Annotated in this window: 13 protein-coding genes; 3 read left to right on the top strand and 10 right to left on the bottom strand. The window is 65.0% G+C overall.

Going from position 1 to position 12965, the window contains the following annotated elements:
- Positions 1-4: 4 nt before the first annotated feature.
- Entirely contained in the window at positions 5-1132 is a 1128-nt protein-coding gene (locus K8R92_00410) for a hypothetical protein (GenBank protein ID MCE9618356.1), read from the bottom strand.
- Positions 1133-1479: 347 nt separating this feature from the next.
- Between K8R92_00410 and dinB the strand changes: the two genes are divergently transcribed.
- A complete protein-coding gene (gene dinB, locus K8R92_00415; protein ID MCE9618357.1) occupies positions 1480-2712 on the top strand; it encodes a DNA polymerase IV in 1233 nt (410 codons plus the stop codon).
- Here the strand turns inward: dinB and K8R92_00420 are convergent.
- Genes K8R92_00420 through K8R92_00430 form a run of 3 tightly spaced genes read right to left on the bottom strand, consistent with a single transcriptional unit; the run spans position 2709 to position 4260 of the window.
- Positions 2709-3416: a hypothetical protein gene (locus tag K8R92_00420; protein MCE9618358.1), complete on the bottom strand. Its 708-nt coding sequence runs from the start codon at positions 3414-3416 to the stop codon at positions 2709-2711. The genes dinB and K8R92_00420 overlap by 4 nt on opposite strands.
- Positions 3417-3433: 17 nt before the next feature.
- Entirely contained in the window at positions 3434-3880 is a 447-nt protein-coding gene (locus K8R92_00425; protein ID MCE9618359.1) for a CrcB family protein, read from the bottom strand.
- Complete coding sequence (locus K8R92_00430) at positions 3877-4260, bottom strand: CrcB family protein (protein ID MCE9618360.1); 384 nt, start codon at positions 4258-4260, stop codon at positions 3877-3879. Before K8R92_00430 ends, K8R92_00425 begins: the two co-directional genes overlap by 4 nt.
- Before the next feature lie 24 nt (positions 4261-4284).
- Here K8R92_00430 and chrA point away from each other — a divergent pair, with 24 nt between their 5' ends.
- Complete coding sequence (chrA, locus tag K8R92_00435) at positions 4285-5469, top strand: chromate efflux transporter (GenBank protein MCE9618361.1); 1185 nt, start codon at positions 4285-4287, stop codon at positions 5467-5469.
- 21 nt (positions 5470-5490) lie between these two features.
- Here the strand turns inward: chrA and K8R92_00440 are convergent, their stop codons facing one another.
- Positions 5491-6372, bottom strand: coding sequence for a cation diffusion facilitator family transporter (locus K8R92_00440; protein MCE9618362.1), 882 nt, complete (start codon positions 6370-6372; stop codon positions 5491-5493).
- 65 nt (positions 6373-6437) lie between these two features.
- Here K8R92_00440 and K8R92_00445 point away from each other — a divergent pair, with 65 nt between their 5' ends.
- On the top strand, positions 6438-7283 hold the full coding sequence (locus K8R92_00445) for a universal stress protein (GenBank protein MCE9618363.1): 846 nt from the start codon (positions 6438-6440) through the stop codon (positions 7281-7283).
- Here K8R92_00445 and K8R92_00450 read toward each other — a convergent pair.
- The 5 genes from K8R92_00450 to K8R92_00470 form a co-directional block, all read right to left on the bottom strand.
- A complete protein-coding gene (locus K8R92_00450) occupies positions 7280-8395 on the bottom strand; it encodes a biotin/lipoyl-binding protein (GenBank protein ID MCE9618364.1) in 1116 nt (371 codons plus the stop codon). The two genes, K8R92_00445 and K8R92_00450, sit on opposite strands and share 4 nt — an antisense overlap.
- Positions 8392-9138 carry an ABC transporter ATP-binding protein gene (locus K8R92_00455; GenBank protein ID MCE9618365.1) on the bottom strand — a complete coding sequence of 249 codons (747 nt, stop codon included), beginning with the start codon at positions 9136-9138 and terminating at the stop codon, positions 8392-8394. Before K8R92_00455 ends, K8R92_00450 begins: the two co-directional genes overlap by 4 nt.
- Complete coding sequence (locus tag K8R92_00460) at positions 9135-10298, bottom strand: ABC transporter permease (protein ID MCE9618366.1); 1164 nt, start codon at positions 10296-10298, stop codon at positions 9135-9137. The genes K8R92_00455 and K8R92_00460 overlap by 4 nt, the downstream gene beginning before the upstream one ends.
- Positions 10299-10301: 3 nt before the next feature.
- On the bottom strand, positions 10302-12257 hold the full coding sequence (locus tag K8R92_00465) for a KUP/HAK/KT family potassium transporter (GenBank protein MCE9618367.1): 1956 nt from the start codon (positions 12255-12257) through the stop codon (positions 10302-10304).
- Between the two features lie 249 nt (positions 12258-12506).
- Positions 12507-12965 (bottom strand): adenosylhomocysteinase (locus tag K8R92_00470; protein MCE9618368.1); only part of this gene is annotated, 459 nt, incomplete at its 5' end.

The following is a 12965-nucleotide window of genomic DNA, read 5'->3' on the forward strand; positions in this document are numbered from 1 at the left end:
TCGATCAATCGACGACCTTGGCGCCCTGCTTGATCCAGTTTTCGATCAGCGAAATCTGCTCGGCTGAAAGGCGGTCGCCCTTGGGGGGCATGTGACCTTTGACGGTTGCGGATCGTTTGATCACTTTCACCAGCGTGCTTGCATCCGGCTTGTCGACCACGATGATCCCCTTCTTCTTGTCCTTCACGATGAGTTCGCCGACATGGTCGAAGGCGATTCCTCCCTTGGCTTGGCCCTTGCCATGGCAGTCCCAGCATCGGGCTTCGAAAATCGGGCGAATGTCCTTGTTGTATTCGAGGTTTTTTGGAATCGAGGGAGTCTTCGTCGAAGGCGTTGCCGGAGCCGATGCGGGTGGCGATTTCGGCGGCTCCTCGCCACCCGCAGGCAGGTCGATGCTCGCGAGAGCGTTGCTCGACAGCGTCGAAATCGAATGCGCGTCGTCCATGGCCTCCGGCTTCTCCTCGGGCATCGCGGCCGGATCGGAATCTGGATTGACTGCGGGCTCCGATGCTGGCTCGGATGGCGGCTCCGCTGCCGGCTCAGCCGCGGGGAGATCCTTCTTCTGCGATTCAACCTCCTGGACCTTCACTTCAGCCAAAGATTGCACCGCGCTTTCGGGGACCCCGCGCAGGCGATTCCAGGAAAGTGAAACCGCCTCGCCGAGGGGCTTGGAAACCTGTCCCTCGCCCCAGACCATGTCGCCGCCGAAGTGCGCGGTCACGCCGATGCCGACCGCAGCGACCAGCGATCCAAGCCTCGTGACATTCAACAGAATCGGCCAGGAATCTCCGCGAACCATTGTGGTCGCCAGGGCCAGCAGAACCAGCGCCGCCGAGCTGCCGATGCCGAACCAACGGTGCAGAAAAAGCTCCGTGGACTCGGGGCCGTCGGCCTCGGCGAAGAACCATCCACTGGTCGAGACCACCACGCTGGCCAGGGCCGCGATCCAGGTGCAGTGAACCGCGAAATCCCCGAAACCTTCATGTCTGCGGATCCAATTCCAGGTCATGGCCAGCGTTGCGACGATGGCCAGCGCGATCGGAAAGTGCACGATGAGGGGATGGAGATGGCCCAAAACCTCCAGCCAAGCGCTGGAAACCGACTCGGGCAGTGCTGGGGTGACTTGGACCATTGGCGGCGATGCTACGAAAACATCCTCAGGGCATCTCCTGATCGCTTGGGTCAATGAAATTGGCGTAAAAATAAAAGACGTGAGTCGCTCAAGGGTTACCTGAGCGCCCACGCCCTTTTTTGCGAGATCATCCCCGCAAGGGGACTTTTCTCACCCACCTTTGAAAATGACATGGCTTGAACAACCTTGGGCCAGTCAACTTGTCGTACTTCTAAGAGTTAAGGGAAAGTTTGGGAACGACTTTCAATTCGTATTGTGATTCAATTGGATCCCTTGTCAATGAATAAAACCGATTTATGACTCGATAAACTGGGGTCGCAAAGATGCGAAAGTCCGAGAATAACGATTTGATTTGGACACGCTGCATCCTTCATGCGGACCTCGATTCCTTCTTTGCGAGCGTCGAACAACTGGATGATCCAGCACTTCGGGGGGTTCCCGTGCTCGTTGGCGGCGCCACCGGACGAAGCGTTGTCGCGGCGGCGAGCTACGAGGCGAGAAAGTTCGGCTGCCACAGCGCCATGCCCATGGCCTTGGCGCGGGCGAAGTGCCCCCAGGCGGTGGTGATGCCTCCGCGCTTCGATCGATACTCGGAGCTCAGCGGAAAATTCCGGAACATCCTCCTCGATCAATCCCCGCTGGTCGAGCCGCTGAGCGTCGACGAGGCTTTCATCGACGTCACCGGATCGCAGCGCCTGCTAGGCAGCGGACCACGGATTGCGCAAAGTATCCGCGACCGCGTGCGCGACGAGATTCAATTGACGGTGAGCGTCGGAGTGGCGACTTCGAAGTTCGTCGCGAAGATCGCCAGTGACCTGCACAAGCCCGATGGCATGACGATCATTCCCCATGGGGAGACCCGTTCCATCCTCGCTCCCCTGGACATCGCGCGAATGTGGGGCGTCGGGCCCAAGACGCTTCCTCGGTTCATCGCCGCAGGCATTCGCACGTTCGGGGATCTGCAGCGATTGACTCCGGAGGAGGCCCAGCGGCGGCTGGGCGAGATGGGTGTGCATTGCCGCGAGCTGGCTCTGGGCCTGGACGACCGTGACGTCATCACGGAGCACGACGCCAAGAGCGTCGGGCAGGAGGAGACCTTCGACCGCGATGTCGGCGATGTGAATGTGCTTCGTGCCGTGCTGCTTGAGCAGTGCGAGCGGGTCTCCATGCGCCTTCGCGCTTCCAACGGATTGGCGACCTGCGTCTCGCTCAAGCTGCGGCTGCCGAATTTTGAGACGCACTCGCGGCAGAAATCCCTGCGCCCCTTCACCGATCGGACCAAGCCGATATGGCAAACCGCCGATGGACTGCTGAAGACCTGGCGCAGCGGCAGCAAACTTCCTCTACGCCTGCTCGGCGTCAGCGTGGACCGGATCGATCGATCCGAGGCGCTGCAGCAGCCGGAACTCTTTCCCGATCCCGCGGACGAAGTGGAGCGCAAGCTCGACTCCGTCACCGACGCCGTGGCCCGCAAGTACGGCCCCGAGGCGCTGCACCGCGGAGGCGGGCGCGCAGAGAGCCGCCGCTCCAAGCGCGACGCCACCGACAAGGGTCCGCGCCCCGAGGCCAATCGGGGCTAGCGATCCTCCAGCGGCGAATAGCACAGTTCGCCCCAGTCGTCGGTGTAACCATGCTCCATCAGGATCTGCATGAAGCATGCGACCAGATGCTCAAGGATGGCGCTGGCGCGGCGCACTGCGACGCGGTTCATCCTGCTGTTGTAGGTGCTGCCCCCCTGCACGAGCTGGTTGCGCACAAAGAGCACGCGGTCCAGGATGGCCGCAAGCCAGGGTTCGAACTGGGCCTGCTCCAGGATTTCCTCTCGCGTGGCCTTGGTGGAAAAGGTCCCGGTTTCGCGGCGTCGGGAATAGTGCCGGGAAAGGTAGGGATCCTCGAAGAGGGCCCGGGCGGCGCGGTCGTTGTTCTCCAGCACCATCTGCATCAATCCGTCGCAATCATTCCCGAGGATCTGCCGGATGAAGAGGCGAGTGGAGACATGGTCCGGCTCCGGCGCCATGGTTTTCTTGTTCCAGCGGCTTGCCAGGGTCGTCAGCGCGATCCACTGCGCGATCAGCTTCGCGTCCAGGTCCTCGGGCGTCGAGCAGCGCTCCGAGAATTCCAGCCAGGTCAGCGCGCGATGGATGCGGACGCGGACCTCCTCGTAAAGATGCGCCCGGGCGTAGGCGTCGCGGCGCGGCTTCCACAATTTGCGCAGCGTCCCCATGCTCAGCGGCGCGCCGCCCCAGGCGTCCGCGGGCTTTGGCCGGCTGGTTCGTGTTGGCATGTCGTCAGCCTATCGGATCAGGCCGTGCGCTGGCCCAGCCGAAGGCCTAGCGAGGCCGCCGCGACACCCAGCAGCAGCGACAAACCCAGATTCAGTGCGAAGCCTTTCGCGTCGCCGCGGGCCATCTGCTGGCAGAGCTCCTGCGAGAGCGAGCTGAAGGTGCTCAACCCGCCCATGCAGCCGGTGACGAAAAACAAGTTGAACTTCGGATTCCTCTTCTGGAAGGGATCGACGACGTCGCTCAGATGGGCTCGCGAGAGCGCCAGATATTTCCGACCGATCCAGGCGGCGAAAAAGGTGGCGACGAGGTTCACCGCCAGCACCGCGACCCAGGGCTCCACGTTCGCGGACGGACCGGCCAACTCCGCGGCGTAGCGGAGGCTGGTGCCCAGCGTGCCGCCGCAAAACACCAGCAGCAGCATGATCCCGATCGATTGCTTCGGATGTGCGGGCCGCGAATTCACGAGGCCATCCTTTGGCCAAGCCAGGCCAGTGCGACACCACCCGCCAGGCTGAGGGCGACGAAGAGTGCGGCTCCCCGCGCGCGGCGGTTGTGCAGCCCCTCGGTGGTTTCAATGGCAAAGGAACTGAAGGTGGTGAACCCCCCGAGGAATCCCGTAAGCATCATGCCGGTCAGCACCTCGCGGGAATCGCCCTCAATGCGCAGCGCGGCCTTGGCCAGATATCCGATCGCCAGCGATCCGGCCAGATTGATCACCAGCAGGATCGCCCACTGCGGCCAGGCGCGATCGCGATCAAGAAAGAGGTAGACGCCAAGCCGGGCCGCCGCCCCGAGACCTCCTGCGAGGCCGATCAAAATCACGGTCGCGAACGGGGCTAGCATCGCGTTTTTGAGTCTACCAATCGCATGAAAATGAAAAACGCAAGCGAGGTCTTCCGGGTCTTCTTTCGGCTGGGATGTCTTTCATTCGGCGGGCCCGTGGCGCACCTTGGCTATTTCCAGGAGGAGTTCGTCGCGCGAAGACAGTGGATCGGCGCGTCACGGTTCGCGGATCTCGTGGCGCTCGCGCAGTTCCTGCCGGGTCCCTCAAGCTCACAGGTGGGATTCGCCATCGGGCTGGAGCGGGCCGGTCTTTTCGGCGGGATCGCGGCGTGGACCGGCTTCACACTGCCCAGCGCCGTGGCGATGTACCTCGCGGCGATGGCCGTGCTTTCGCCGGGCGGACTCTCGGGCTCCGGCTGGCTGCAGGGGCTCAAGACCGCCGCGGTCTCGGTGGTGGCGCTGGCCGCACTGCAAATGCTTGCGATGCTGGCGCCGGACCGGAACCGGAGAATCCTGGCGCTGGCTACTTTTGTGCTGAGCTTCTCTTTCAACCATGTCCTGCCGCAGGGGGTGGTCCTGGTCGTCGGCGCAATGGCCGGCCTGCTGGGGCTGTGCGGCCGCGACGATTCGAGCGCGGAACGGGCGCACACGAGAAGTCCCGTCACCGGGCGAATCGGACTCCTGGCACTGCTTGGGTTCGCGGCCAGCCTGCTGGTTGTCTGGAAGCCCTGGATGCTCTTCGCCCAAGCTGGAGCGTTGGTCTTCGGCGGAGGGCATGTGGTGCTTCCGCTGCTTGAGAACCGATTCATCCTCGCCGGACTCACGGACCCAAACACATTTCTCGCAGGCTACGGAGTCGCGCAGGCGATGCCCGGGCCCCTCTTCACCTTCGCGACATTCCTCGGAGCGACAAGCGCATTGGATCTCTCGCCGCCGCTTGGCGCGCTGGTGGCGACCATCGCCATCTTCGCGCCGGGGATTCTCCTGATGACGGCGGCGCTTCCATTCTGGGATGGATTGAAAAACCGCGCCTGGGCCCGCGGCATGCTGTCGGGGGTCAACGCGGCGGTGGTCGGCCTGCTCTTCGCGGCGCTCGCCCTCTCATTGGCCCCGGCGCTGCTCATCCGAAAGGAGGGATCGATCCTGGCGTGGTCGTCGACCGCCATGGCGCTGATCGGGCTCGCGGCATTCGAGGCGCTGCGGCGCAGGCTCCTTCCGGTTCCGGTTGTCGTTGCCCTCTGCGCGATGGCCGGCTGGCTGCTGGCGTAGCGCGAAAGGAATGGCGAGCGATTACGAGGCGGGCTCCACATGGGCCGTCGCCGTGCCGCCCAGCGCCGCCTCGATCTTGTTCTCGATTTCGGTCGCGACGTCGTGGGCCCGCCGCAGGTCCATCTCGCCGTTCAATTGCAGGTGGAAATCGACCCAATGGTCGCGCCCGCTGTGTCGCGTGCGGACCTTGTGGTAGGAGACGATGCGCGGCAGCGGCCCATCGGCCCGCGCATGGCTTTTCAGGATCTCCTCCACCTTGGCGAGGTCCGCAAGATCCTGCTCGTCGAGCAGGTCGCCCAGGGCGCGGCGGATGAGCCGGTAGCCGACGAACCCCACCCAGACCGACATGACCAGGGCGATGATCGGGTCGAGGAAGGCCAGCCCCGTCCAGCGCACCAGCAGCAGCGAAGCCACCGCAGCACCGCTGGTCCACGCGTCGGAGATGAGGTGCACCCCGTCGGCGTGCAGCGCGCTGCTCTGGGTTTTGCGGGCCACCTGGATCAGCCAGAGGCCGACTCCGCCGTTGGCCATGATCGTGAAGGCGAGCAGCAGCAGGCCGGAGTCGATCTCGTGCACGTGCGCGGTCTGGTCGAAAAGTTCCAGGGCGCTGCGGACCGCGACCACCAGCATCGCCACGCTGATCATGCCGCCCTCCATCGCCGAGCTCAGGAATTCCGCCTTGCCATGGCCGTAGGGATGCGATTCGTCGGCCGGCCGATTCGCCATCCACACGCTCCAGATCACCAGGGCGCTGGCGGCCACATTCACCACGCTCTCCATGGCGTCGCCGAAGACCGCGGCGCTTCCGGTCAGTCGCCACGCCGCCAGCTTGGTCAGCAGCAGGACCACCGAGGTCGCCAGAGCGATCCGCGCGGCTCGTCGCTCGAGATGGGCGGTGCTCACATGCGAAATGTATCGCCTCGCAGAGGCGAATTGGGCGTACCATTTCACTCGAGGCTCCCTTCCGCATGAATCCACTCCGACTCATCACCGTTGGAACCGACTTCTCGCCTCCCGCGGCCACCGCCCTGGGATGGGCCGCCGAGCTCGCCCGGGCGCACAAGGCGTCGCTGCTGCTGGTGCACGCCTACGCCAAGGACGATCACGGCTTGAGCGAGGACGAGGTGCGCATCTGCCTCGCCGGACTCGCCGCCTGCGAAACCGAGCGCGGCATTCCCACGCAGGTCGAGCTGCTCAAGGGCACGCCCGCGGAGGTCGTGGCCAAGGCCGCTCGCGATTCGGGCTCGGATCTGCTGGTCATCGGCAGCAAGGGCCGCAACATGCTCAGCCGGATCTTCATGGGATCGGTGGCGGATTCCACGCTGAAGCTGGCGACGACGCCGACCCTGGTGGTCCATCCCGCCGATGCGGCGCGCCCGGCGAGCTACAAGAGCCTGCTGGTCGCGACGGATTTCTCGCCCGAGGCGGACCGCGCCGCCGAGTTCGCCGTGCGAGTCTCCACGGCCTTCGAGGGCGCCGAAGTCAGCCTGATGCATGCCACCCAGGTGCCCGGCCCCTTCGTCGGCGTCGAGGTGCCGGCGGTTCCCATCGTGGAAGTCGGCGAAGGCGACGCCGTGGCCCGCGCTGGCCTCTCGGAGCGGACGCGAAAGTTCTCCACCGCGGGAGTCCGCGTGCAGGGACTGACCTGCCCGGGATCCGCCGTCGAAGTGTTGCTGGACGTCGCCGAGGACCGCAACTCCGATGTGATCGTCGTGGGCACGACCTCCTCCGGCGGCGTCTCCAAGCTCCTGCTGGGCAGCATCGCCATCGACCTGGTCCACCGGAGCACCCGGCCGGTCCTGGTCGTGCGCTAGGTGGAACTCTGCGGAGCCGCCATCTTCTCGTTCTCAATCCGGCTCGGATGGTCGACCGGCGCGTCCGCGCCACTGTCGATGTAGACGTCCAACAGTTGGCCGGGCAGCACCGGCGGATTGTCCTGCGTGAAGCGGTAGATCATTTCCATCACCCGCGTGTCGATGCGCTCCGAGTTCTCGCCGGTCAGGGTCCGCTTGGGGATCACCATGGGGACGGTGCGCACATACTCGATGGGAAACTCCATGACCCGCCCGCCCCGCAGCGCGGCGACGGCCTTTCCCTTCGGGTCGAAGCGCCAGGCGTCGAGCTCATCCACGTCCACGCGGATGTGCAGCGGCGTGAGCTGCCCCAAAATGATCGCCCCCTCGCGTGCGGCCGTGTTGGCGATGAACTCGCCCGGCCGCGCGTTGACCCGCAGCACGGTGCCGTCCATCGGCGCCCGCACCTCGCTGCGCACGATGTTGGTCTGCAGCACCTGCGCGTCGGATTCGGCGACCTGCGCCTCGGCTGCCGCCACCGCGAGATCCTCGGGATAGGTGCCCTTCATCATTCGGGCAAGCTCCGCCTTGGACTCGTCCAGGCGCGACTTGGCCAGGTTGTACTCGAATTCGCGCGTCGGCTTTTCGTTGGCGCTGAGCGAGGACTGGTCCTCGACCGTCTGCAGCCGCTCCAGCCGGAGCCGGGCGTCCTCGACCGCCGCCTGGCGCTGGGCGACGATCGCCTTGCAGCGGTCCACCTCCTCGGCGCGGGGCAGGGACTTCAATTGGATCACCTTCTGGTTGGCCACCTCGAGCCGCGCCTTGGCCTCGACCAGCTGGGCCTTGAGCTCGCGTTGATCGATGGTGAAGAGGACGTCCCCCTTCTTCACCGCCTGCCCCTCCTTCACCGTGACCGATTCGACGGTGCCGGGAATCGGCGTGCCGATGTTCATGATCTCGGTCACCGGCTCGACCAGCCCGCTGCCCGCGACGCGGTTGGAGAAGGGGCTCTTGGTCGGCTGGCCGCTGGGCGGCGCGTTGGGCGCGGGACGGCTCTGCTTGTAGACGGTGTAGATGGCCAGCACGATGCCGACGACGGCGACGATGGGGAGCACGATGTATCGAAGCTTCATGTGTGTTTTTCCTCTTGAATCGCCGCCGCGCGAAGGGCGGCCAGCTCCACGTCGCTGTTCACAATCCGGGTGATCAATCCATCGTCCATGTGGGCGATGCGGTCGGCGAAATGGTAGATGCGCTCGTCGTGGGTCACCAGGATGACCAGCCGGTCGGGGCGCCGCCCCTGCTCGCGGATGAGCTCCATCACGCGCTGGCCGGTGGCGCCGTCGAGCGCGCTGGTGGGCTCGTCGCAGACCAGGATGCTGGGCCCGTGGATCAGACTGCGGGCGATCGCCACCCGCTGCTGCTGGCCGCCCGAGAGCTTCGCCGGCCGGCTGCCCGCCCGGTTCTCCAGGCCCACCTCCTTCAGCAGGATGGCCGCGCGATCCAGCGACTCGCTGCGGGATTCCCCGCGCAGCAGCAGCGGAATCGCCACGTTCTCGATGACGCTGACCTGCGGAACCAGGTTGAACTGCTGAAAGATGAAGCCGATCTTCTCGCGTCGGAAGAGCGTCCGCTCCTGGTTGCTCATCGCGTCGGGATCGACGCCCACCAGTTCAAGCGTCCCGCTGCCACGCGAAAGGATCGCCGCGAAGATGGAGATCAGCGTGGTCTTGCCGCATCCGCTGGGGCCCACCAGCGCCACGATCTCCCCGAAGCTGGCGGTCAGGTCGATGCCGCGCAGCGCGGTGACCGCAGAGTCACCGTCGCCGTAGACCTTGCCTACGCCCCGACAGAGGATGGCCGGTGTGCCGCTCATCCCGAGAAGACCTCCTTGGGATCGAGGCGGACGACCTTCCAGATCGAGAGCCCGCTGGCGCCGAGCACGATGATGATCACGGCCACGGCGGAAATGATCGGAAGGTGCCAGGTCAGCTTGAAGGCCAGCCGGTCGCCCGGAATCGCCAGGCCGAAAATCGCCGTGGCCCCCAGGCCCAGTCCCAGCCCGAGCACGCCGGCGGCGAGCCCCTGCACCGCGACCATCTCCAGCAGCTGGCGCGTGGTGGCGCCCATCGCCTTCATGGCGCCGAAATAGCGCAGGTTGTCCAGCGTGAAGTTGTAGAACATCTGCCCGGCGATCGCCACGCCCACCAGGAATCCGAGAATGATCGCCATGCCGAAGTTGATGGGGATGCCGGTCTGCTTCATCCAGTACTCCAGCGTCTTCCAGCTGAACTCCTCGGGGGTGTAGGCGGCCAGCCCGGTCTCGCTCTCGATGCGCCGCTGCAGCGCCGCCAGGTTTTCCTCGGGCAGCGCCTTGACCAGGATGATGCTGAGCGTGCGGCGGTTCGACGGCGCGAAGCCCACCGCGCGCAGGTAGGTGGTGTAGATCGTCGGGACATTCTGGAAGCTGGGCCGCGTCTCGGCGATGCCGGCGACGATGGCGCGCTTCTCGTTGAGCTCGAGCACGTCGCCCACCCGCATCGGGCGCTTGGGGCCGTTCTTGTCCTCGGTCGCGGGCTGCAGAAGCTGCTTGTTGGCCCCGCGGGTCTCGATGAAGATGACGTCGGGCTTGCGCAGATCCTCCACCTTCCCCTCGATCATCGTGGCGGGCGCGCCCACCAGCGTCGCGTCGTCCACGCCGATCACGTCGCAGATCTGCCGGCCGCCGTTGGGCAGCTTGGCCACCAGCAGCCCCTTGAACATCGGGCTCGCCCACTCGATGCCTTTCACGCTGCGGACGCGGTCCAGCGCCGTGACCTGCATCGGCTTGGTGTCGTCGACGAACTGCAGCGTGGGGTCGGTCACCCAGAGATCCGCCTGCGGCGTCTCCTCGATCAGCGCGTAGGTGCGGCTCATCAGGCCCACGAAGATGGCGGCCTGCTGCGTGATCAGCAACGTGGCGAAGGTCAGCCCCAGCAGAATGCCGTAGAACTTGGCGCTGTCGCCGAAGAGCATCTTGAGGGCGATGAGGCGCACGGGCTAGAGCTCCATCTGCACGCCGAACTCGACCACGCGGCTCGGCGGCAGGTTGAAGAAGCGGACACTGTCGGTCGCCACCGTGGTCAGCGAGGCGAAGAGGCGCTTGCGCCACAGCGCCATCGGGGCGTCGCCCGTCGGCAGCACCACGACGTGCCGCGCAAAATAGGTGGTGGTCTCAGGGTCCCACTTCAGTCCGTGCTCGCGGGCCTTCTCAAGCATTTTCGGAATGTCCGGACTCTCCATGAATCCGCACTGCGCCGAGAGCTTGTAGAAGCCGTCGGGCATCCAGGTCAGCTTGATCTGACGTTGCGGCGGGGCCACGGGCAGGTTCACCGGAACCACGCTGACCAGGATGACCTGCTGGTGCAGGACGTGACTGTGTTCGACGAAGGAGACCAGCGCGAAGGGCGTGGTGTTGCTGGTGGTGAGGAAAACCGCCGTGCCTGGCACGCGCGGCACCGCCTCCGCCCAGAGCGAGGCGAGGAACTCATGGATGTTGCCCATGCTCTCCGAGAGCTTCTTGCCCAGCAGGAAGGAGCCCTGCTGCCAGGTCATCATGATCATGGTGGCGCCCAGAGCGATGGTGAGCGCGAACCATCCGCCGGTCATGGCCTTGAGCAGGTTGGCGCTGAAGAAGAGGCCGTCGATGGAGAGGAAGAAGGCCGCCACCGCCACCACCTGCCAGCGCCGCCACTTCCACAGCCGCCGCGCCATCAGACTGAAAAGGATCGTGGTGATGATCATGTTGCCCGTCACCGCGATGCCGTAGGCGCTGCCGAGCTTTTCGCTGTTGGGAAAGAGGATGACCGTGATCACGCAGCCGATCAGCATGATGAAATTGATCGAGGGCATGTAGATCTGCCCCTCGGTGTCGCTGCTGGTGTGGATCACCCGGAGCCGCGGCAGGTAGCCCAGACGCACGGCCTGCCGCGCCAGGCCGAACACGCCGCTGATCATGGCCTGGCTGGCGATGATCGTCGCGGCCGTGGCCAGCAGCACCAGGGGAACGATGGCCCACTCCGCGGCCATGCCGAAGAAGGGCCGCATGGCCAGGACGGAGGCGGTGTCGGTGGCGCCGCCGCGGATCAGGCCCAGAACGTACGCCCCCTGTCCGTAGTAATTCAGCAGCAGCGACGGCAGCACGATCGCGTACCAGGCGATCTGGATCGGCGCCTTGCCGAAATGCCCGACATCGGCGTAGAGCGCCTCGGCGCCGGTCACCACCAGCACCACAGCGCCCAGCACCGTGAATGCCTGGAAGGGATCGTGCCGGACGAACCAATAGATGTGCCGCGGATCGGCGGCCTTGAGGATCTCGGGATCGTCCATCAGATGCTGCAGCCCCATCGCCGCCAGCACCAGGAACCAGAGGATCATCACCGGCCCGAAGAACCAGCCGATGCTGTGGGTGCCGAATTGCTGCACCGCGAAGAGCGCGACCAGAATGGCGATGGTGGTCGGCAGCACCGCCTGCGCGAGCCATGCCGGCGCGTGGGGAAACTCCTTCAACCCCTCGACCGCGCTCAGCACGGAGATGCTCGGGGTGATCAGGCCGTCGCCGAAGAGCAGCCCGGCGCCGAGCATCGCCAGCACGACGGTAGTCCGGGTCCGAAAGCCCTTTCCCTTGTTCAGTGTGCGCGGAATCAGCGAAAGAAGCGAGAAGATTCCTCCCTCGCCGTGGTTGGTCGCCCGCAGAATCACCAGCAGGTACTTCAGGTTGACCGTGATCAGCAGCGCCCACGTCAGCAGCGAGAGAATGCCATAGATGTATTCCTCGTGGATCGGCCCGGTTTCGCTTCGATGCACCAGGCAGGCCCGCAGGGCGTAGAGCGGGCTGGTGCCGATGTCGCCGAACACGACCCCCACCGACCCCAGCGCGAGCGCCCAGAACCTTGCGGTCCCGGTCTTGCCCTTCGCTTCATGAGCTGCGCCGCCAACGGACGAAGCATCGCTCATCTTGATCAAGCCTTCTGCCGCGAACCGCGCAAAATCCCTGAAACAAGGACCGGGTCCCGAACGGGGCGGGCTGTTACGCCTGTCGGCGTGGCGACGGAAGGGGGATATTTTTGCGGGGCACTCTTTACATCGCAAAAGGCGCGATACATCGCAAATGGCGCGATGCAGCGCGCGGGCGCCTGAAAACACGTCATCTTTCGCGTTTCAGGCGACGGCCGGTGCTTGCCGCCGTCGCCCAAAACATCGGTGCTAGTACCGGTAATGCTCCGGCTTGTACGTCCCTTGCGGCGTCACGCCGATATAGCTGGCCTGGTCGCTCGACAGCTCGGTGAGCTTCGCGCCCAGCTTGTCGAGGTGCAGGCGCGCCACCTTCTCGTCGAGGTGCTTGGGCAGCGTGTAGACTTTGTTCTCGTACGCCTTGCCGTTGGTCCACAGCTCGATCTGCGCCAGCGTCTGGTTGGTGAACGAAGCTGACATCACGAAGCTCGGGTGACCCGTCGCGTTGCCGAGGTTGAGCAGGCGGCCCTCGGAGAGAAGGATGATGCGCTTCCCGTCCGGGAAGTTGATCATGTCGACCTGCGGCTTGATGTTGTCCCACTTGAAGTTCTTGAGGGCGGCAACCTGGATCTCGTTGTCGAAGTGGCCGATGTTGCCGACGATGGCCATGTCCTTCATCTCGCGCATGTGCTCGAGGCGAATGATGTCCTT

The organism is Planctomycetota bacterium (genome assembly GCA_021414025.1).
Taxonomy (GTDB): Bacteria; Planctomycetota; Phycisphaerae; order Phycisphaerales; family SM1A02; genus SYAC01.